Source organism: Methylotenera sp., assembly GCF_029946165.1.
Lineage (GTDB): Bacteria > Pseudomonadota > Gammaproteobacteria > Burkholderiales > Methylophilaceae > Methylotenera.
Genome location: NZ_JAQSDZ010000021.1, coordinates 1 through 22,771 on the forward strand (window position 1 = coordinate 1; position 22,771 = coordinate 22,771).

Consider the following 22,771-nt stretch of genomic DNA (forward strand, 5'->3'; position numbering starts at 1 on the left):
TAAATTGTTAACGTTTAATGCTATTTAGGGCAAAATAATGCCCTCGTAGTGAGGGCGGGGTTAGGTTCTGAGTTCCGCATGTGGCTAGTCAAGGGGAATAATAGCTAGCGATGATGTGAATGGGCGGTAGTTAAGAGTTTGCTAACTTTTCTAATGTGCTACGCTGAATTATCTCTACTTGACCCCTACCTAATAATAAGGCTCCTTTTTGTTCAAGTCGTTTCAATTGCCGGCTGACGACCTCGCGCGCTGTACCAAGTTCATCAGCAAGCTGTTGATGAGTACATGTTATTTGTGCCGTGTTGGCATCTAGTAACACTTTTGCTAATCTACCCTGAAGGCTGTGAAATGCCACTTCATCTAGTAGCACAATCAGATCGCTTATCAATGCGCCATAATTTGCCATGACAAATTTTCTGAAAATTGCAGAATTGAGCATTAATTGGTGGAATGCGGTAGCTGGGATTAAGGCATCGCGAATAGGCTCTTCGACTATAGTGGAGGCAGGATAATCACTATTGCCTAATAGACAGGTCGTAGTAATGACACAGGTTTCACCTGCAGTAACTCTATAAAGTAATATTTCCCGACCACTAGTTGACATCTTAAATACACGTGATTTTCCTTTTAGGCGCATCACATAGGCTCCGCACGGTGTACCTTCACGATATCCAATTGACCCAATCGGGGCTTCAACTATACGCACGTACTTTTCAAGTAATTGTTTGGCGGGCAGATCTAGGTCATTAAGATCTGGAAATAATGTTAACCAAGAGAGGTTGTCAGAAGTGCCTTGCATTGGGAGTCTTTCTAAAAAGCCATGTTAATGTGGTAAAGGCAATAAAACTTAGCATAAGTCGAAAGCTTTGGTTTAACACTTGCTAAGCCATTATATTGTCACAGTATTTATAAATATTGAATAAAATATTAATGAACGTTAAACCCAACAAACTCGAAATACATGTGAACCTGTTAATGTTTCTAGAGAATAATGATTAGAAGACTTTGGAGTGTATTGACGTTAGTACAAAAATCGCCTGCTTTTGGATAATAGTGAATTTTCACAACAAATCATGAGATTCGAAATAAATTAACGACATTCATTTTCTTTTAGATCATGTAAGTAAAGTGATGCAATCGTAGCAAATGCCGTTATTTCTCGGGGTATTGAATACAGTTTAACTTGACCAAAATGGCTAAAAAAGACACACTATAGCCTCCAAATTAATTTTTTTAAAGTAAGTTCGTCTTTTAGAATATCCTAAACGAATAGAACAATCTAATCACGTTTAGTTGGTGTGTTTTTTGTACTTTGTTTTAAAAAAACTATACACGCAGCAACTATAACACGGAGAAATCTCACGCATGGCAACGAATCAAAACGCTAGTATTGAAGACAAAAGCTTCACTGAAACTGACCCGCTGGAAACACAGGAGTGGTTGGATGCTCTAACGGCGGTCATTGAAAATGAAGGTACGGAACGCGCACACTTTTTGCTTGAAGCAATGATTGATAAAGCGCGTCGTTCGGGCAGCAATTTGCCATACAAAGCAACAACTGCTTACGTCAATACTATCCCAACACATTTGCAGTCTAAATTACCAGGTGAGCCTGAGATGGAGCGTCGAGTGCGAGCACTTGTACGCTGGAACGCAATTATGACTGTATTGCGCGCAAACGAAAAATCCCCTGGTGTTGGTGGTCACATTGCCAGCTTCCAGTCTGCAGCAACATTGTATGATATTGGTTTCAACCATTTCTTTCGCGCACCAACTGAAAACTTTGGCGGAGACTGTGTATATTTCCAAGGTCACTCGTCACCAGGTGTTTATGCTCGTGCTTTCTTAGAAGGTCGCTTTACTGAAGAGCAAATGGATAATTTCCGCCAAGAAACTGGCGGTAATGGTTTATCCAGCTACCCGCATCCTTGGTTGATGCCTGATTTTTGGCAGTTCCCAACAGTCTCAATGGGTTTAGGCCCTTTGGCAGGTATTTATCAGGCGCGCTTTTTAAAGTACATGCATAACCGTGGCATTGCTGATACCAGCGATCGTAAAGTTTGGGTGTTTTGTGGCGATGGCGAAATGGACGAACCAGAATCACAAGGCGCGATTTCATTGGCTGCGCGTGAAGGTTTAGATAACCTAATTTTTGTCATTAACTGTAACTTACAACGCCTAGACGGCCCTGTGCGCGGTAATGGCAAAATCATTCAAGAACTTGAGTCTAACTTCCGTGGTGCGGGCTGGAATGCATTGAAAGTGGTTTGGGGCTCATATTGGGATCCATTGCTTGCTATGGATAAAGATGGTTTGCTCAAAAAACGCATGGAAGAGTGCGTGGATGGGGAATATCAAAACTTTAAACAAAAAGGAGGTGCGTATACACGTGAACACTTCTTTGGCAAATATCCTGAGCTAAAAGAAATGGTTGCCGCCATGTCTGATGCGGATATTTGGCGCTTAAACCGTGGGGGACATGACCCTCACAAAGTGTATGCAGCTTATCATTCAGCGGTAAACCATAAAGGTCAGCCTACTGTTATTCTAGCCAAAACTGTTAAAGGTTACGGCATGGGTGACGCTGGTGAAGGTCAAAATACCACGCATCAACAAAAAAGCATGGATATCGAGTCACTTAAAAAATTCCGTGATCGATTTGACTTGGCATTAACTGATGAGCAGGTGGAAAATTTATCATTCTACAAACCGGCAGATGATAGCCCGGAGATGAAATACTTGGCTGAACGTCGTAATGCGATGGGTGGTTTTGTGCCGCAACGTCGTCGGAAGGGTAATGAGCTTAAAGTACCTGAACTTTCAGCATTTGAGAATATGCTAGTTGCGACAGGCGAGCGTGAAATTTCAACGACGATGGCATTTGTTCGTATTCTCTCAACTTTGGTACGAGACAAAGAAATTGGTAAATTTGTAGTGCCTATTGTGCCAGATGAAGCGCGTACGTTCGGCATGGAAGGCATGTTCCGTCAACTAGGTATTTACTCTTCAGTCGGCCAGCTATACGATCCACAAGATTCTGACCAAGTGATGTATTACAAAGAATCAAAAACTGGTCAGATTTTAGAAGAGGGTATTAACGAAGCAGGTTCCTTCGCGAGTTGGTTAGCTGCCGCTACGTCATACAGCGTCACAGGCACGCAAATGATTCCGTTCTATATCTACTACTCAATGTTTGGTTTCCAACGTATTGGTGACTTTGCATGGGCTGCCGGAGATAGCCGTGCACGTGGCTTCTTGCTCGGCGCTACTGCAGGTCGTACAACATTGAATGGTGAAGGTTTACAACATGAAGATGGTCATAGCCACTTGATGTCTGCAACGATTCCTAACTGCGTGTCTTATGACCCAACATTTGCTTATGAATTGGCTGTAATTATTCAAGAAGGTTTGCGTCGCATGGTGCAAAATCAGGAAGATGTATATTACTACATCACCTTAATGAATGAAAACTACACGCATCCTGAAATGCCAAAAAATTCTGCTGAAGGTATTTTGAAAGGCATGTATAGCTTTAGCAAATCAGCAGCAAAAGGCCCTAAAGTACAATTGATGGGTTCAGGCGTAATCTTACGCGAAGTGATTGCTGCGGGTGAGTTGCTGGAAAAAGACTGGGGTGTATCCGCTGACGTTTGGAGTGTAACTAGCTTTACCGAGTTACGCCGCGAAGGTATTGATGCAGAACGCCAAAACTTGTTGAATCCAGAAGCTAAACCTAGACTAAGCTATGTGGCTCAGTGTTTACAAAAGGCTGAAGGTCCTGTGATTGCATCAACAGATTACATGCGCTCATTTGCCGACCAAATTCAAAACTTTGTACCACAACGTTTTGTTGCCTTGGGTACTGATGGCTACGGCCGCTCAGATAGTCGCGAAGCATTACGTAGCTTCTTTGAAGTGGATAGATACTACGTGGTATTAGCAGCACTTAAAGCTTTGGCAGACGATGGTAAATTGCCAGCAAGCAAAGCATCAGAAGCGATTAAAAAATACAAGTTAGATGCTAATAAGCCTAACCCAACGACAGTTTAAGGACACGCAGACATGGCAATTCAAGACATACTTGTCCCCGATATCGGCAATTTTGACAGTGTTGACGTTATTGAAATATTAGTAAAAGTGGGCGACACCGTTGCTAAAGAAGACTCACTCATGACAGTTGAGTCTGACAAAGCTTCGATGGATATTCCATCACCTTTTGCAGGTGTGGTAAAAGAGTTGAAAATGAAAGTCGGCGATAAAGCCGCTCAAGGTGGTTTAATTTTAACGATGGATGTGACTGACTCTGCTTCTGCGCCAGTAGAAGCGGTGAAAGCTGCCGCACCGCAACCAGCTGCAGAAAAACCAGTGGCTGCTGCATTGGCGATTCCTGAACCTAGCCGCCCAGCGCCAGAACCACCAAAAACAATTGCACCAGTTCAACAGCCTGTGCCAGTGGCTGCAAGTGCAGTTATTGATGCTGGCAAGTTATCGCATGCTAGCCCATCAGTACGTAAATTTGCACGTGAGTTAGGGGTTAATTTAGCTTTTGTTAAAGGCAGTGCGCCTAAAAATCGTATTGTTCAAGCTGATGTGCAGGCGTTTGTAAAAGGTGAGCTGGCTAAACCGCGTACAGAAAACATGGGTGCAGGTGTCAGCGGTTTCTCTACGTTACCAATGCCTGTCATTGATTTCAGCCAGTTTGGTGCGATTGAAAATAAACCACTATCACGCATTAAAAAACTATCAGGTGCAAATTTGCATCGTAACTGGGTGACTGCTCCTCACGTGACTCAGTTTGATGAAGCGGATATTACCGATTTGGAAGATTTCCGTAAGTCTATGCAGGCAGACGCTGAAAAGCGCGGCGTTAAGCTGACTATGTTAGCATTTTTGATTAAAGCTTCTGTGAACGCACTTAAAGCGTATCCAAACTTTAACTCATCACTTTCACCAGATGGCGATAGCTTAATCTTAAAAAACTATTACAACATCGGCTTCGCTTGCGACACGCCAGATGGTTTGGTAGTGCCAGTAGTTAAAGATGTGCAACAAAAAGACGTACTAGATATTGCTCGTGATTTAGGTGAGCTTTCAACCAAGGCGCGTGAGCGTAAGCTTAAAGTTGAAGAGATGCAAGGTGGTTGCTTTACCATTTCTAGCTTAGGCGGTATCGGCGGTACGATGTTTACGCCTATTATAAACTGCCCAGAGGTGGCTATTTTAGGCGTTTCACGCTCAAGTATGCAGCCTGTGTATGATCCTAAAACTAAAGCTTTCGAGCCACGCTTGATGTTGCCTATGTCATTGTCTTATGACCATCGCGTGGTTGATGGTGCTGATGGGGCACGCTTTACTAGTCATATGCGCATGATGTTGAGCGATGTACGTAGGTTGTTGCTGTAAAGATAAAAAAACAAATTAAAGGGCGCAATCTGCGCCCTTTAATTTTATAGCTGATACTTTCTTACCAATTCTCAAGACTTAGCGTAAGCCGCCTGAAATAAGTAAAGTTTCACCGGTCACATATGCAGCATCACTCGACGCCAGAAATGCTACTACAGATGCAATCTCATCAACGGTACCAATTCGTTTCATTGGTGTAATTGATTCAATCCAATTGCGCATTTCCCCTTCGTTGAAACCGGACGCAACAACACCTTCCGTTTCAATCATACCTGGATTCACTGCATTAACTCGAATATTGCGCTCAGCAAGTTCCTTTGCTAACACCATGGTGATTGAGTCTACAGCCGCCTTAGTCGCGCTATACACTGAGCCACCTGGTGGCGTGCTGGTCGAAACCACAGAACTTATGTTCACAATGCTACCGCCTTTTTCATTAAACGCACGTACTGCTTCTTGTGTCACTAGCAACAAACCTAATACATTTAGGTTGAATTGTTTGTGGAAGTGTTCTGGTGTAATAGCATCAAGTGGGCTAAATTCATAAACCCCCGCGTTATTAACTAGAATATCAATCGCACCTAATGAGATTGTTGTTTCATCGATAACGCTTTTAATTTCTTCAGGTTTTGAAAGATTGCCATATACAGCAATTGCTTTACCGCCCCTGCTAACAATCTCAGTCACTACACGGTCAGCACCTTCTTTGCTGCTATTATAGTTTACGGCAACTAATGCACCTTCATCTGCCAATCGTAGCGCTGTTGCAGCGCCAATCCCTTTAGAAGCACCAGTAACTAGTGCAACTTTACCTGCTAGTCTTTTAGACATAATAATCTCCATTTTAATGTGTATTTAAAGTTTGAATGTGTAATTGCTTATATTGTTGAAACTAGTTTTTTATCAAATAAAAATATCGGTTCAATAGTTCATTATTAATGAACTATTGAACCGTGTCAACTCTTACTGTATAATTATTTTATGGTTCAATTTGTTCATCCGTCCACTGAAGATATTACCTTGGCAGGCTTGCTTGGCGCGCTTGCGGATCCAATGCGTCTGCGTATTGTCAGTAGCATGCTTCAGAGAGATGGCTGTATGTCGTGTTCTGAAGCGGCGCCTTGTCCAAATATGGCAAAATCTACGCTATCCCATCACTTTCGCATCTTGCGAGAAGCGGGCATTATCAATACTGCTAAAGTTGGGGTGGAAAATCGCAACATTTTGCGTATAGACGATATCAATAGCCGTTTTCCTGGCCTGTTAGAGCAAATTCTTAAATTTGGCGGTTATTAAGGCGCGTTTTGCACCAATATTGTGCAAATATTTCCTTAAGTAATTACAAATAAATTATTTAGACATTTCGAAAGTGCATTTCAAAAGATTTTTTTAAAATCATTAAAGCCGAACTAAGTTTAAGAGTTATCTAGTTAAGTAAATTTGATTTTATAGTCGCCATCCTTATTCCACAGCATCTCTGGCGCAATAAAGAAATTATAGATGGCTTTAGAGCCTCGAGTTTTCATTGAAAAATACGCTTTATTCGACGGTTAAATAAGCATTTCATTTCTTAAATTTCACATTATTTCATATTGGAATCAGTCACTTGGTATGTTAATTGCTTGTGTTAAACCAAGTAATGCAGGCTCTTAGGTCTGCTTGTTGTTAATAATTCATATAAGGTTTTTTACTAAATTATGTAACATTCAATTCGATATTGGAGTTCATCATGACTAGATTAATGTTTGCTTTACTTTATATGTGTGGTGCAACTAATAGTTGGGCAATGCCAACGGATGAGTTAGTGCAAAACATTAGTGAACATGTCGTGAAAGTTCAAGTTGGGTTAGCTAATGGCGGCTATGGCTTAGGCTCTGGCGTAGTAATTGCCAAAGACCAGGTAGTCACAAATTGTCATGTTGTGGCAAACGCAACTTCTGTGACGATTAATGCAAAGGGCGAAAATTATAGCGCTAGCGCCCTTAAGCCAGATTGGCATCATGATTTATGTATTCTTAAGGTTGAAGGCCTAAATCTGCCCATCGCTAATATCGGCTCAAGTCAAAATCTTAAATACGAACAACCTGTTTATTCTGTCGGATTTGCAGGTTTCTCACCACGCGCTAATGCGACATCAGGCTTTGTCAAAGGCTTATATCCTATGGATGATAGTGTGGTTGTAAGAGCCAGCAACACTTTTAGGCTTGGCGATAGTGGCGGAGGGGTCTTTGATGAGTCTGGTAATTTAGTGGCTATCATTACAGTTAAAAGCCCAGGCCATAATGCCTTTTATTACAACATGTCTGTTGAATGGGTAAAGGAATTACTTAATCAACCTGAGCAAAGCATTGTTGGTGTAAGCGAGTTACCTTTTTGGGCAGAATCTGAGGACAAATGGCCTTTCTTTATGCGAATTGTTCAGCCATTTAAAACTGAAAATTGGGAGATACTGAATAAGATTGCCTCAGCATGGTACGAGAAAGAGCCGAACACTTCAGAAGCCTTGTTTTATCGCGCTGTTGCTGAGTTTAGTTTGAAAAATGAAGCTAGGGCTGAGCAATATTTCAATCAAGTGGTCGCAAGGAATGGCAATAACAGTAGCGCGATTTATTATTTGGGCTTAATCGCGGAGAATACTGGTAAGCACATGGAGGCATTAAACTTGGTTGCCATGCTAGATAATTTGGATCAAACGACTGCTGGTGAGTTAAAGGTGGCAATGGGCATAGACGAGAATTGAATAGTTAAGTCATTAACTGCGACTCAATACGTTGTGCCTTAGGCTTAATAATAGCCTAAGGCACAAATTCTACAACGACTTCACGGCTATCGGATTGTCCCGCATTATCTACCGCACGTAACAAATAATGCCCCGCTTTTTGGGGTGACCATGCGATGCCCGCACCAGCCTCACTTTTAGCAATAAAAGAATTGTTAGCAAACCAGTAAATGGCCCCTTGACCGCCACGACTAGCTTTAAGAGCGATAGTTTCTGGCTTGCTTAAACGTATGGTGTAAGTTACACCCCTAAGTGGCGATGTAATTTGCGGTTTATCGTCAGTTGCTTGGCTAATATTGTTGTTACATTCCGCTGGCAGCGTTGGCGGTACGCGGCGGGGCATACCCGCTTCACGGAATAGCCGCAACATATCCGAGCTCCAAAACTCAATAATTTCTTCTCGCGTATTTGCACCCGCACCACAGGCAACTTGGTTGGTCGTGTTATCAAAATACACAGGTCTATGCAGGGTGCTAATTTTTATGGGTGATTTGCCTGGAATAAACCAAGTTTCACTGAGATTTTTACAGTATTGATTGGGCAAGTCTCCGCTTGCAGTGCACACCTTTACCTTGGTTAAAGTATGCGGTGGCATCGCTTCGACTTCAGTTTTGGGGTTTAATAAACGCTGATGGCGGAGACTATCTAAAATCTGAAAAAATAAAGGCGCTGCAGTTTTGATGCCGATAAATGCTGGATTAGGTTTGCCGTCGAAATTACCCACCCACACCGCTAATACATTGTTACCGCTTACGCCTACCGTCCATGCATCATGGAAGCCCCAAGAGGTGCCAGTTTTCCAAGCGGTTTTGTATGGGTCAGGTTCGCCAGTGTCTGGTCGAGGGTTTTGCCGTAACATGTTTAAAGTGATATACGCCGACTCTTCACTTAACAATGGAAAAGTGGCTGAATCTTGTTTTGTTAAGCGATAAGGGTCGAAGCGACCATTGTTGGCTAACATGGCGTATAAGCTGACGAGTTCTTCCATCGTTAGCTCGCCACCACCTAATGCGAGGGCTAGCCCATAATGAGATTCACTTTTTAAATTGCTTACGCCTACATTCTTCAAAAAGTCGTACAAACTAGGCTGAGTGAGTTTAGAGGCTAAACTCACCGCAGGTACATTGCGTGAGCGTATCAGCGCATCACTCGCGGTAATTGGGCCGATAAAACGACCATCGAAATTTTCTGGGCTGTATGGGCCAAAACTAGTCGGCGCATCTTTTAAAATGCTGGCAGGATGAATTAAACTTTGATCCATTGCCAAGCCATATATAAATGGTTTTAAGGTAGAGCCTGGCGAGCGTTTGGCGGATGTTCCATTTACCTGCCCGTCTATCACCGCGCTAAAATAATCAGCCGAGCCGACTAATGCTTTGACTTGCATGTTTTTTGCATCGTACAAAACAGCACTCACATTGCTGATTCCTACGTTTTTATTATTCTCAATGTAACTAGCAATCATGCGTTCGAGTGTGGCTTGAGCGTGAATGTTTAAGCCCGTGTGTATGGTTACTTGATTGCGGTGCTCGGCAAGCAATGCGTCAGTAAAGTGCGGGGCTAGAAAAGGTAAGTTTTGGTTGCTTAAACGTTTGGCTTCTTTCAATGATTGCGCTGGCAAGCGCATGTCAGCCGTATATTTAGCATCTTCTGGATGTTGAGCTAACCAGTCTTGCCATAAGTGGCTTCTAGCTTCATTTAATTGTGCGTTTTTGTTACTAATGCTTAGGCGTTTGTTAGGATTTTGTGGAATTACTGCCAGCGTCATCATTTCGGGCAAGTTTAATCGGCTTGCGGGTTTGTTGAAGTAAAACAGGCTAGCGGTAGCGATGCCTTTAATGTTGCCACCATAGGGCGCAATATTCACATAAGCTTCGAGAATGTCGTGCTTGGAGTAACGTGACTCTAACCAAATTGCCGCCAGTATTTGCTTTAGCTTGCCGCCTACTGTGCGAGAGTCAATGCCGTATAAGCCGCGAGCCAACTGCATGGTGATGGTTGAAGCCCCTTGGCGAGAGCTGCCAGAATAAGTACGCGCCATGCCACGTAACAACGCGATAGGATTAACGCCAAAATGCCAGTCAAAATAACGGTCTTCATATAATTTAACTGCTTCAGCTGCGTTAGCGTGAATATCTTTTAACGGCATCCAAAGCTGGTATTGCTCATCTGAGGCTAAGGTGAGTCGTAGCAAGGTACCATCGGCTGCATAAATGGCGGTGGAGTGAGGGATTAAGCTTGAAAGCGAAGGTTTAGGACTCAGACGGAGTCCAGCAAGCACTAAACCTAAGACTGCCGCGACGATTAGCGGCTTTTTGATTAAGCGAATAGTTTGCTTAAATGCTAACCAAAACCTTACGAGTCGTCGTTGTTTAATTTCATTCAATTGATGCCTACTATTAAGTGTGGTTTTATCAGTTCAAACTTTGTAAGTAAAGAGCAGCAAACATCCGCTAAACCGTCATTCCCGCGTAGGCGGGAATTCAGACAGAAAGCACCACTAAAGTATTTAATGACTATCACTGATATTGAACCCTAACTGGATTCCCGCCTGCGCGGGAATGACGAGCTTAAGAGAAGTTGATAAAAATTACACCATTAAATTAATTGATAGTAGTGCGCTTAATTTATTTTCCAGCACGTCCTACAGTTAGGTTAGCAGGCAATGAGCGTGCCTGCAGTAAGCGGTTATACATAGACTCAGCATAAGCAGGCGGCACTACAAATTGGCCGCTATTTGTTGCTTTGATTTTGTAAGTGAACTCCGTAATCGTGTTGGTCACTGCGCCGTAAAACACGACTCGGTCTTCACGAATGTCTGCATAGCTTGGTTGCCAGCCACCGCCAATGCCCAGCGGGCTTGTCCAGCTTGACGTTTCTGGTGCATAACCTTCTTCGTTGTATTCGCCACCTTGGCTAATCGAACTGTCCGTTTCGCTTACCGCAGCTTGTAGCACTGGCTCGAAGCCGCCTGGTAACAAATCTACAATCGCTACGTCATCTACATTACCGTCAATTGAGCGAATTTTGATGTGCACAGTGATTTCGTCGCCCATGGTGATTGATTTTAATGCAGCGCCTTTATCATCGGTATATTCACGGATGATTTCCATGCCTTGTTTTAAGGCAGTGTTTGGCGGTTTCATATCAAAACCAGACTCTGTTACTGCATAAAATAACGGCAAGCCACTTGGTCCTTGTAACTTCAAGCGCGCGGTATTTGGCGAGAAATTTACAAGTGGAGCAATGCTATTCTCTGGCAGTTTAAGCGCGGTGACTTTACCTTGCTTGTCTATTGCGCTAATGCCCATTTGCCCTGCGACCTTTGTGCCAGCAACGTTCGCATAAGCGTCAAAACCAAGCAGTGCATAAGACGATGACAAGGTGTTAACGCGCCCCTCAGATATAGGCTGCATGATGTTGTTTAACGCGCCGCTTGATATATCTTTAACCTTTTCTGGAAAGTGGCGTGACACTAAGTAAAGCGTTTGTGCATTTCGCACCACGTCATCGTAATAATGCCCGTAGATAGGTTTTTGGCTGCTGACATTTAACAATTTAACGGGTTTAGCTATTAAGTCACTGGCTACGGCATGCTGTTGCAATAGCTGATAGCAAGCTGCAAGGTAGGCCGCAGTTAAGTCTGAGCGCCACTCTTTGAAGCTGTTGTCAGTTAAAGATTTAGCATCTAAGGTACTGCGCAAGCTTGCTAACAATGGAGTGCTGACTGTGCCCTCGCGAGTCAGCAGATAAGTTGCGTAGGCGCGTACACGCACCGCATCCAAGTTTTCTGCTGGGCTGGCGGCTAAGGTTTGTAAATACTCCAAGCCTTTTTTCAGCATGTCGGCAGGTACTTCTTCGCCAACATTTGCATGGTCGCGAGCTTCCAGCATCATGTGTACTGCATAAACGCTGGCGAACTCGTCTGCACCTACGCTGGCATCCCACAAACCAAAGCCACCTTCAGCATTTTGGCGTGTGCGAAGTACGTTCAAGGCATTTTCGAAATTACCTTTTTTAGTGCTGACACTTGCCAATAGTTCTGGGCGTTTTCTAAGCACGATGATAGGCATGACTTGGCTGACCAATTGCTCGGTACAGCTATGCTCATAGTTGGCTAAGTATTCAAGTAAGCCGCCAGAAGCCACTAATGGCAACGGTGAAACGCTGGCCTGTTGTTTGCGATATTCTGCAAACATGCTGCGCTTCACGTTGACTTGTGTATCACCTTTAAAGCTGCCAGTTTGCATAAGGGTCATGTGCGGCGTCGATGGACGCACACTAATTTCAGTGCCCAATTTTGCAAACTTATTACCGATGTTTGCCGTGAATTCAATTCTTGCTGAGCTTAACTTAGCGGCTGCGCCTTCTTTGACTTTCAGTTTATAAAGACCAGTACTCTCATGCATTTCACTGATTTTTAGTACTTGTTTCGCTGTACCAACCAACTCAAAGGCAGGCGAAGCGACAAGATTCAGTGTGACTGCGGCATCTTTGCCTGAACCTTTGACATTATTCGCCACGCCAACACTCACATCAAATGTATCACCTGGCGTGACGGTGAGCGGTGCGTTTGGTGACAATACAAAGTCGCCACGTACTAAGGCGTCACTGGTGGTAATGCCAATGCTGGCATCGTTAACCATCACTGCGATGATGCGCATTTTGCCATTGAAGGTTTCTGGCACCGTGTAGCTAAACTCTTTGCTACCAGACACATCGACAATGCCAGACCAATAGACTGCGGGCTTGTCAGTTTTACGTTTGAACGGATTCAAATGTTTGCCTAAAGCGCCATCGGCATCGCCGCCCGGTGCGGTTGCAGCCATGATTTTTTTGAATTCAGGTAAGATTAAATCCAAAATCTGCGAAGTTGAAACTTCCAATTGTCTTTTTTGGAAAAAGAAACCAAGCGCATCGGGATTTTTATATCTTGCGACTTGCAATATGCCTTCATCTACCGCAAACACCACAGCACGGCCAGGTTTAGCTGCATCTAGTTTCATTTTCAGTACTTGGCCAGGTTTGATGAGTGGCTGACTACTGAGTTTAAGCGTATTGGTGCGCTGTGCTAGACTTGTTACAAATGGCACAACCCCATAAGAAAGCGGGCTGGTGAAAATTTCATCCGAACTAGGATCGCGCACAAACTGCACGCTCACATAACCGTTGCCTTCAAAGTCTGCGGGCAACTTGATTTTTTGTACCGAAGATTGGGAGTCAGCTTTAAACCATTGTTGAGCATACACTTTGTCACGTTCAATGGTAATCAAACCAGCACCCACATAAGGCGCGCGAATGCTGACGCTAATCTCTTGGCCTGGCGCATAGTCTTTTTTATCTAGCACCAGTTGTAGCTCAGCATTACGCTCTAATGAGCGGCTGACATTGCCTAGACCTGCCACGCTATATTCCACGCGATTAAGCTCCAAGCCGTCTTTGTTTTTAAGTACGTAAGCGAAATCGCCGGGTGTTTCGGTGGCAAGTGCTAGGCTGTTACCTGCAGCTTTGATGCTATAAGGTGACTCTTTGATTAGTACCTCTTTTTTGCGTGATTCATACTTGAATGTACCGCTGCCTTGCTTGGTTAACACTGAAACGTATTTGCGCTCAATGAGATTCAAGCTTAAGCCTTCGGCAGCCACTTTTTGCAAGGTTGAGTTAACTGCAATCAAATTAACGCCACGTTTGCTAGCTTTGCTAACGTAGTTCAAATCACCGTCGGCTTTAAAGCCTATCAAATAAGGTTGTTCTGAAATCAGCGTGGCGACTTCCGCAGAAACGCTGCGTCCACCGCCAGCTTCATAGGCTTGCGCGACGATATTGAGTCTGTAAGTCGCTTTGGTGTACTTCTCTAAACCTAGGGGAAATTCAGCCACACCTTGCGCGTTACTTGTGGCATCGCTTAACTTCTCGCTATAACCTTCTTTAGCGCGTAATGGGTCGTAGAATGCAAAGTCCGCATATTGGCTAAAGGCAGGGTAAGCTGGGCTAAGCGTCATTGTGGCAGTCACACGTCTGTTTTCAGCAGGCGTACCAAATAAGTTCTGCACATTAATGTTAGCTTTTAAATCTTTAGGATTCAGCCAGCCTTCAGTATTTTCAGGGTATAACGTTGCATCTTTCGCAAATAAGGCTTTTACCTTCATGCGATCAGGTTGGAATTCCTGCACTTTTACGCTGACAGAGCCTAATTGCTGATAAGCATTGCCATCTTTAACCGAGTAAAGATTAATATTGTAAGTACCTGTGGGCGAGGTTTCTAGGGTTTTATATTCCAGCTCGTTAAAGCCGCCTGCACCAAGCTTAACCATTTGGGTTTTCACCACTAAACCGCGCGCATCTAAGACTTCGGCCTGCAATGGCAAGCCATCTAATGCTTTAGCCCAAGTGGCCGTTTTGACGATCATGCCGATATGCATGGTGTCACCAGGACGGTAAATACCACGGTCTGAGAATAGGTAAGCATTTAAGCTATCTGAACTGGCGGCATTCGCAATGCCGCCTACATCAAAACGTGAGTAGTCTAGATTTCTGTCATAGTGATTAATCGGTAGGAAGCTTAAGTCGCCTGCTTTTTTCACGATGTACAAAATAGGTGAGCGCTCACGCTGTAAGCCATCTAGCTTAGTAAAGTTAACGCGGCCGTTTGTATCAGTGGTTTGGCTGAATATAGCCTGACCATTTTTTGCAATGACCTCTACCGTGGCGCCAGCCACTGGCAAACCTGTATGAATAGACTGAACGTAAACTACTTGGCTACCATCGAGTTCTTTCTTGGCGATTAAGCCTAAGTCAGTGACAAGAATCAGGCGTTTATCAACAAATGCTTCGGGGTTTTGATTCTCTGATGGGTTGTAATCACTACGATCATCAGCTTGTTCGCTTGCTTGTTCACTCTCTTCAGCATTTGCTTCTTTTTTAGGTTTGTACCCACGAACAGTGAGTAAAAATACACCACGTTTATTGTGATTAGAATCTAAGCCTTCACCCTTGCTTAGATAGTCACTCAAATCTAGTGCTTCGTAATGCGCTTTGCCAGCTTCTAAATGTAAGGGAATGTTTTTCTCAAAACGCTCACTCAAGTTATCACCATCAAGATAGTAATTGAACGATGGATCGCTGAAGTTGCCACTAGATTGTGTAATGAGATGTTGCAATTGACCTGGCAGAATACGACCAATTTCCATCTTAATGCCAGGTAAGTCGCGTGCTAATACCGCTACTTTTCGTTCACCACTTAAAGCTAGTAATGAGCCTTGGCTGAGAATTTTCACCTCTGCTGGAAAGACTGGTACTTGCATTATGTGCCGCTGTGTTGCACCTAATTGGTAGCCGCCAAATGATTTTAAGCCTTTGTCGATTTGCACATAAATATAGCTGCCAACATCTGCCTTATACTTAAACGAATGGACTTCAATATTCTCGCGCTCGGCAGGAATGGCTTCTAAGGCAAGCGGTTTGCCAGCAGCAAGTACAGCCTCGGTAATTTCTTTGGTGTAAGACCACGCATGCGGATACTTTAACTCCTCTGGCGTGCTGACCAATTTGTTGCGTGGTAATACCCATGCCTTAATATGGCTCGCCATGTCTTTTTCATTCACCGCAGCAGAGGCATTAAGCAATAGAATTTGCTCAGGCTCGTTCTGGTCATTGGAAACCACAATTGGGCTAAGCTCGTTAATTAGCAGGCTATATAAACCTGGCACATTCACGCTTTGCGTTAAAGCCGTTTCAAAGGGTTTGCCTCCGGTTACGGCTTTTAAACCTTCATCAACAGTCACTTCTAGCACGCTATCATCTTTAGGAATGGCAAGTGGTGCTGAGTGGATATAGGCATTGAGTTTTAACTTATCATAGCTTACGACGAATGGAATCTTGTCAGAACCAAAGTTTAATAAGCTGTTTTTATTACTACGTATTTTTAGCGTAATACTTTTTTCTAGTTTTACCGTATCTACTGGGTGCGTAAAGTTAAGGTTAACCACCACTTTTTTCATGGCGGCATTGATAGGGTCTTGATAGAACTCGCTATTGCTAATGCTTGCGATAAACAATGGCGAAGTGAACTCTATGTCCCATTTGTCTAGCAATGTTTTAGGTGTCAATGCTTGGGCATTCAAACTTACTTTGTAGTCAGTGCCCACTGGCCAGTCAGCTTTTGGTTGAAATGACAACTCATTTTCAGACTCCCATTTCCACGCACCTTCTATTTTAGGCATGATATTCACGCCATTAGAAATCACTTTTCCAACTTGTTCAAGAGGCGCAACTGAGCTATCAAAGCTTATTTTGAGTGGGTTTGGCGGTAAATTATCTTCGATTTGCGTTCTGGTCGGTACTGTCACAGTCACTTTTACGGTCACTGGTTGAGGTCTAGATTTATACCACTCCCAGCCATACCAGCCGCCTGTACCAAGGGCTGCAATTAAAGCAATAATGCCTAAACCTTTGAGTGGTTTTTGAATGAAGGCTAAGCGTAGGTGATTAAGCTTGTCGCCGCACCACTTAATCCACGCAGGTGCTTGATAATTGAATGAGCCAAAGAAAAAACTTAGTAAGGTGCTGACTATCAGCCATAATTTAGCGAAAATTATTTGAGTGAAACTTAAGCCAGCACGGATGAATGACATGAAAACCCTTTTTTTGAAAAGCCCTTTTTGGTAAAACCCTACCTTAAACAGGCTTAAATTTTTAGTGTGTAAATCATACTACTGACTCATATATTTTGAAGGCCTTTAAGGTCTTTTTGATGATAAAATCACGATAAATAACTGAAGATTTAACAAAGGGCTGGCATGAGTAATTTATTAGAAGTTTTGGTTCCAGATATTGGTAACTTTGATAGTGTGGATGTGATTGAAGTCCTTGTAAAAGCAGGTGATATTATTGCTAAAGAAGACTCGCTGATGACAGTTGAATCTGATAAAGCATCCATGGACATTCCGTCTTCAGTTGCCGGTACCGTAAAAGAGTTAAAGGTCAAAGTTGGCGATAAAGTGGCTAAAGGTAGCTTGATTTTACTGGTTGAGGCTGCCGCAAATGCTGAAGCGCCAGCTAAAAAGGAAGTGGCTGTAGAGACTGCCGCCGTTGTGGTTAAATCAGTCGCAACGCCAGTTGCAGCGGCTGTTAACTTAGGTGATGCAGATTTACATGCGGAAGTTGTTGTTTTGGGTTCAGGCCCAGGCGGCTATACCGCAGCTTTCCGCGCTGCAGATTTAGGCAAAAAAGTTGTTCTGATTGAACGCTACTCAACGCTTGGTGGAGTTTGCCTGAATGTAGGCTGTATTCCTTCAAAAGCTTTGTTGCATACAGCAAAAGTTATTACTGAAGCTGAAGAAACTGCGCATCACGGCGTGACTTTTGGCGCACCACAAGTTGATTTAGAACAGTTGCGTAACTGGAAAGCGAATGACGTAGTTGGTAAGCTAACAGGTGGTTTAGCGGCGATGGCTAAACAGCGCAACGTCACTACCGTGCAAGGCGTGGGTAAGTTTACTAGCCCTAATCAAATGGCCGTAACCACAGCAGATGGCACTGTGACCACCATTTCATTTGATAATGCAATTATTGCTGCTGGTTCACAAGCTACTAAATTCCCAGGTGTAGCTGCCGATGAGCGCATTATGGACTCTACTGGCGCGTTAGCATTGGCTGATGTACCAAAACGCATGTTGGTGATTGGTGGCGGTATTATTGGTTTAGAAATGGGTACGGTTTATGACGCGTTAGGCTCTAAAGTAAGCGTGGTAGAGTTTACTGATGGCCTAATTCAAGGTTGTGACCGTGACTTGGTACGCCCACTACAAAAACGCATGGAAAAACGTTTTGAAAGCATTATGCTTAATACCAAAGTGGCTAGCATGGAACCTAAAAAAGACGGTATTCATGTCTCGTTTGAAGGCGTTAACGGTAATGCAGACGCACCGAAAGGCGTTGAAGTGTATGACCGCGTCTTGGTGTCTATCGGTCGCCGTCCAAACGGTAAAAATATCGGTGCTGAGAACGCAGGTGTGGCTGTAGATGATTATGGTTTTATCTCGGTAGATAAACAAATGCGCACCAATGTGCCACATATTTTTGCGATTGGCGACATTGTCGGTCAACCAATGCTGGCGCATAAAGCCACGCATGAAGCTAAAGTAGCCGCAGAAGTTATTGCTGGTGAAAAAGTAGAATTCGTTGCCTCAGTGATTCCGTCAGTGGCATACACAGATCCAGAAGTGGCTTGGGTTGGCGTGACAGAAATAGAAGCTAAAGCCAAAGGCCTTGAGATTGAAAAAGCCTCATTCCCTTGGGCGGCTAGTGGTCGCGCACTATCAATCGCACGTACAGAGGGTACGACCAAGTTGATCTTTGATAAAAATACGCATCGCGTAATTGGTGCTGGTATTGTGGGCGTAAACGCAGGTGAGTTATTGGCTGAAGCCGTGTTAGCTATTGAAATGGGCGCAGATGCCCATGACTTAGGTTTAACCATTCATGCACACCCAACGTTATCTGAAACTATCTGTTTTGCAGCCGAGATGAAAGAGGGCACGATTACTGACCTCTATATCAAAAAACGCTAGATTTTTATACTAAAGAACCTACATGTCATCTGCTAATTTTTTATCTAAGCTAGTGCAGCTTCTGCCTACAGCGCAGGTCTATACCGACCCTGTGGATTGCTATGCTTACGCTTACGATAACTCACGTATCTTTCATGCACCAATTGCCGTGGTATTTCCACTCAATGTTGAAGAAGTGCAAGCGGTGATTAAGCTTTGTAATGTGCATAAAGTACCAGTGGTGCCACGTGGTCGAGGTACTGGCACTGCGGGCGGCAGTGTGCCAGAAGCTGGTGGTGTGGCACTATCTTTAGAGCGCATGAATAAAATTATCAGTGTAGACCCCGATAACCGCATGGCGATTATTGAGCCTGGCGTGCTCAATCAAGAGCTACAAGATGCGATTAAAGGCGTTGGTTTCTTTTGGCCGCCAGATCCATCTAGTGCGGCTTATTGCAGTATTGGTGGAAATCTCGCCACTTGTGCCGCAGGTCCGCATGCCGTGAAGTACGGCGTGGCGCGTGACCATGTACTTGGCTTAAAAGCAGTGACAGGTAATGGCGACATTATTAAAACGGGCTGTTATACAAGTAAAGGCGTAGTTGGTTACGATTTAACTCGATTATTAGTTGGCTCAGAAGGCACGCTGGCTGTGATTGTAGAAGCAACGCTTAAACTCACCCCTTTGCCAAAACATACAGGCGGCATCACCGCAGAGTTTGCCGACACGGCAAGCTGCGCGCGCGCGATTGCAGCGATTATGGCGCAACCTTACACGCCAAGTGCTTTGGAGTTTTTAGATAATGGTGCCCTGAATTTAATTCGCGGTCGTCATAAAAACTTGTTGCCTGAAAATGCCCGTGCTTATTTGATGATAGAAGTCGATGGCGCGCAGCAAGAGATTGTTGAAGCCACACAGGCCATTTTGCAAGCTTGCCAAGTGGATGGTCTGATTGAAGCAAAACCTGCAGAAGACACCAAGGCTTTATGGGCTGCACGTAAGGCTTTATCGCCATTACTTAAAGATATTGCGCCTAAAAAAATCAATGAAGATATCGCCGTGCCAGTGTCGCATCTACCTGAATTGTTAACAGGTTTAGAAAAGTTGGCGGCGCAATACAAGATTTCTAACGTGAATTTTGGTCACGCAGGCAATGGCAATATACATGTGAATCTACTAGTGAACCCAGATAATGCCGATGAAATGAAACGTGCTTATGAATGTTTGGATGAGGTCTTCAGCTTGGTGCTTTCTCTACAGGGAACATTATCTGGCGAACATGGTGTAGGCATGGCGAAACGCCCATTTATTTCGCGCGAGATTGATGAAACAACCATTAATTTAATGAAAGCCGTTAAGTTAACGTTTGACCCGAATAATATTTTAAATCCGGGTAAGTTGTTTCCAAAATAGTTGGTTCTTGTCTATTTTGCGCGGGTAAACTTTGCATAATAAACAGCGCAGCCAAAAAATATTACCGTGAGTAAAACTTCAATCAGCGCTAATTTTGCTGAAAGCCCAACGTCTGACCAAGCACGCACAACACCCTCGGTAAAATATAGCAAAATAAACATACTTGCCCATTTATAGGTATAACGTTTGCCGTGCAGAATGCCGAATAAAGGCAGTAATAATGGTACCGTTTTTAGCATAAGTAATGAGCCGCCTGGCTTAAACGGAGCAAGCACTGTTTCCCATGCTAAACAAAGTAGGATGAGTGCGATTAAGCTCACGCTAGCGCCTAGTTGAAGTTGCTGTATGCTAGGTTTTTGCATCATACGTTTGCCGCTTTCGACATATTGACTAACGCCATTCTGGCAGATTGTGCATCGTGAATAGGTTGTTCAAAATTGAATCGTAGAGTCTGTGTTTTGCCATCGGCAATATTCACTTTCGCATCAAAACCATCAGCATCTATGCCTAGCATTTCCGCTTGGGTAGCGTTTATATTATGAAAGTGTTTGCTGTAAGCAATTAGGCTATGTACATGGTCTGCGTTCATATGTTCGATGATGGAGGTTTCTTGTGCGGCAAGTGGGGAGTTTTCTGTAAGTTCTGCAGACTGCATGGCGTCTCCTGAAATCCAGCCCATTTTACCAAACCCTGCAATATAGCGTGCTTGAGCGATTTCTATACGGTAAAAACTGAAGTCATGCATTTCAAAATAACTAGCGGCTTGCGGTAGGTAGCGCAAATAACGTGCGCGTAAATCAGCATCTTCCTTATCTATTTTTTTTGCTTCACCCATGAGCGTGAGGCGTCCGCTGGCTTGCATATCTTCATCGCCAGCAAATACGAGTAATGATACTTTTGGATTAGCAATAATGTTATGCGTGTGTTCAGCAATTGTGCTGATCAGGATAATCGGCTGGCCGCTATGATCCAATACAAATGGTGCAACTGAGCCAAATGGATAGCCTGAAAACTTGGCAGACAGCGTAGAAAGAATGCCGCTGCGGGTAGAGCGTAAGAACTGTAAGGCTTCTTTTGCTAAGGTCATTTTTATATTCTCAATTAATTACTTTAGTTCGTCATTCCACCTGCGCGGGAATGACGTGCGATTTTTTATGAAATAGAGTAGGAGATATTAAGGCTCAAGCCGATAGCTTTAACGCGGTTTCAGCCAAACGTTTGCCTAATGCTAAGCATAGCTTTCGTTCATCTGCACTAATCGCTTTATCGTCCATCGTGCCGCCTATATGGCTGGCACCATAAGGCGTACCACCAGTTTGCGTGCTTGATAACTCAGGCTCTGAATAAGGCAAGCCTACCATCAGCATGCCGTGGTGCATCAGTGGCAACATCATAGTGAGAAGTGTACTTTCGTTGCCACCATGCATTGAACCTGAGCTGGTAAATACCGCGGCTGGTTTGCCAATCAATGACCCTTTTAGCCATAAGCCAGCCGTACCATCTATAAAATATTTCATAGGCGCTGCCATATTGCCAAAGCGAGTAGGGCTACCCATGGCTAAGCCGATACATTCCTCCAAATCCATTAGCTCCACATAAGGATCGCCAGTGTGAGGAATCTCTGGTTCTGTGGCTTCACAATTGGCTGAAACTTTTGGCACAGTGCGAATGCGGGCTTTGCTGCCAGTTACGCTCTCAACGCCCCGTGCAATCAGTTGCGCCATTTCACGAACGGCTCCGCCTTGAGAGTAATATAAAACTAGGATTTCGCTCATTTCTTTCTTTTATCCTTGATTCTTTGTTTTTTAGCATCTAATTCGAACAAGCCGATTGTATTGATTAAGTCACTAAATTTTGGATAACCATAATTTCGCGAATCAAACGCTGAGTAGTTTTTCACGATATGTTTTTTTACTTCGCTTAAATTAGCAAAACCATCTTCTGTGGATTCTGATATAGATTGGATTGCAGAGCGAATTAGGGCTACTAGTTTTGTATCACTGGCTAGTTGTTGAGATGTTTTTTTAATAACTGGTGTTAATGTTACAGCGTCGTCAATGCGATTAGTTGGTAGTTTTATATCCTGATTTGAAGGTTTTGGTTTGTCTTTAGTTGCGTCAGATATTTTAATATCTGCTGAAATATCTTCAGGTATTTTGCTTTGTGACAATATTTCGATATAAATAAACTTATTACAAGCTGCTCTTAAAGATTCAGGTGTTTTTTGTTCACCAAAGCCATAAACAAGCTTACCTGATTCGCGAAATCGAATAGCTAACCGCGTGAAATCACTATCGCTAGAAACAATACAGAAACCATCTAGAGGTGCTGTATAAAGCAAGTCCATTGCGTCAATAATAAGTGCGCTATCAGTTGCATTTTTACCTTTGGTATTGGCATACTGTTGCATTGGTTGAATACCAAGCTTAGGTAATATTTCTTTCCAGCGACTTAGTTGGTTTTGTGTCCAGTCGCCGTAAATACGCCTAACACTGGCGTCTCCAAATTTAGAAATTTCTTCAAATAATTCATCAATAATTGGAATGACGTTAAACGTGTTATCCGCATCAATTAGAACAGCAAGCCTCGGGTTGCTTTTATCATCACTCATTTTTATTGAATCCA

14 protein-coding genes are annotated in these 22,771 nt (G+C 43.5%); 6 read left to right on the forward strand and 8 right to left on the reverse strand.

Going from position 1 to position 22,771, the window contains the following annotated elements:
* Positions 1-130: 130 nt before the first annotated feature.
* Positions 131-799 carry a Crp/Fnr family transcriptional regulator gene (locus PSV17_RS10655; protein ID WP_300482419.1) on the reverse strand — a complete coding sequence of 223 codons (669 nt, stop codon included), beginning with the start codon at positions 797-799 and terminating at the stop codon, positions 131-133.
* Positions 800-1,365: 566 nt separating this feature from the next.
* Here PSV17_RS10655 and aceE point away from each other — a divergent pair.
* Both aceE and aceF read left to right on the forward strand, forming a co-directional pair.
* Entirely contained in the window at positions 1,366-4,050 is a 2,685-nt protein-coding gene (gene aceE, locus PSV17_RS10660) for a pyruvate dehydrogenase (acetyl-transferring), homodimeric type (protein ID WP_300482420.1), read from the forward strand.
* A 12-nt stretch (positions 4,051-4,062) separates the two neighbouring features.
* Positions 4,063-5,403: a dihydrolipoyllysine-residue acetyltransferase gene (aceF, locus tag PSV17_RS10665; protein WP_300482422.1), complete on the forward strand. Its 1,341-nt coding sequence runs from the start codon at positions 4,063-4,065 to the stop codon at positions 5,401-5,403.
* A 78-nt stretch (positions 5,404-5,481) separates the two neighbouring features.
* Here aceF and PSV17_RS10670 read toward each other — a convergent pair whose 3' ends face one another.
* On the reverse strand, positions 5,482-6,234 hold the full coding sequence (locus tag PSV17_RS10670; RefSeq protein ID WP_300482424.1) for a glucose 1-dehydrogenase: 753 nt from the start codon (positions 6,232-6,234) through the stop codon (positions 5,482-5,484).
* Positions 6,235-6,384: 150 nt separating this feature from the next.
* Between PSV17_RS10670 and PSV17_RS10675 the strand changes: the two genes are divergently transcribed.
* Together PSV17_RS10675 and PSV17_RS10680 are read left to right on the forward strand one after the other, a co-directional pair.
* Positions 6,385-6,699, forward strand: a complete 315-nt coding sequence (locus PSV17_RS10675; protein ID WP_300482425.1) for a helix-turn-helix domain-containing protein — start codon at positions 6,385-6,387, stop codon at positions 6,697-6,699.
* Positions 6,700-7,132: 433 nt separating this feature from the next.
* Complete coding sequence (locus PSV17_RS10680) at positions 7,133-8,143, forward strand: serine protease (RefSeq protein WP_300482427.1); 1,011 nt, start codon at positions 7,133-7,135, stop codon at positions 8,141-8,143.
* 55 nt (positions 8,144-8,198) lie between these two features.
* Here PSV17_RS10680 and pbpC read toward each other — a convergent pair whose 3' ends face one another.
* Both pbpC and PSV17_RS10690 read right to left on the reverse strand, forming a co-directional pair.
* Positions 8,199-10,568, reverse strand: a complete 2,370-nt coding sequence (gene pbpC, locus PSV17_RS10685; RefSeq protein ID WP_300482428.1) for a penicillin-binding protein 1C — start codon at positions 10,566-10,568, stop codon at positions 8,199-8,201.
* Between the two features lie 241 nt (positions 10,569-10,809).
* A complete protein-coding gene (locus tag PSV17_RS10690; RefSeq protein WP_300482430.1) occupies positions 10,810-16,815 on the reverse strand; it encodes an alpha-2-macroglobulin in 6,006 nt (2,001 codons plus the stop codon).
* A 165-nt stretch (positions 16,816-16,980) separates the two neighbouring features.
* Between PSV17_RS10690 and lpdA the strand changes: the two genes are divergently transcribed.
* Together lpdA and PSV17_RS10700 are read left to right on the forward strand one after the other, a co-directional pair.
* Positions 16,981-18,753: a dihydrolipoyl dehydrogenase gene (gene lpdA / locus PSV17_RS10695; protein WP_300482431.1), complete on the forward strand. Its 1,773-nt coding sequence runs from the start codon at positions 16,981-16,983 to the stop codon at positions 18,751-18,753.
* 22 nt (positions 18,754-18,775) lie between these two features.
* Positions 18,776-20,146 (forward strand): FAD-linked oxidase C-terminal domain-containing protein, encoded by a 1,371-nt coding sequence (locus tag PSV17_RS10700; protein WP_300482433.1) that lies wholly within the window; start codon positions 18,776-18,778, stop codon positions 20,144-20,146.
* Positions 20,147-20,157: 11 nt separating this feature from the next.
* Here PSV17_RS10700 and PSV17_RS10705 read toward each other — a convergent pair whose 3' ends face one another.
* From PSV17_RS10705 to PSV17_RS10720, 4 genes are all read right to left on the reverse strand, one after another.
* The gene (locus tag PSV17_RS10705; protein ID WP_300482435.1) at positions 20,158-20,511 is read right to left on the reverse strand and encodes a DUF2069 domain-containing protein; all 354 of its coding nucleotides are present in this window, start codon (positions 20,509-20,511) and stop codon (positions 20,158-20,160) included.
* Positions 20,508-21,233: a DUF2470 domain-containing protein gene (locus tag PSV17_RS10710; protein ID WP_300482438.1), complete on the reverse strand. Its 726-nt coding sequence runs from the start codon at positions 21,231-21,233 to the stop codon at positions 20,508-20,510. Before PSV17_RS10710 ends, PSV17_RS10705 begins: the two co-directional genes overlap by 4 nt.
* Positions 21,234-21,327: 94 nt before the next feature.
* Positions 21,328-21,921 carry an NAD(P)H:quinone oxidoreductase gene (gene wrbA, locus PSV17_RS10715; protein WP_300482440.1) on the reverse strand — a complete coding sequence of 198 codons (594 nt, stop codon included), beginning with the start codon at positions 21,919-21,921 and terminating at the stop codon, positions 21,328-21,330.
* Positions 21,918-22,757 carry an NYN domain-containing protein gene (locus PSV17_RS10720; protein WP_300482443.1) on the reverse strand — a complete coding sequence of 280 codons (840 nt, stop codon included), beginning with the start codon at positions 22,755-22,757 and terminating at the stop codon, positions 21,918-21,920. Before PSV17_RS10720 ends, wrbA begins: the two co-directional genes overlap by 4 nt.
* Positions 22,758-22,771: the final 14 nt, after the last annotated feature.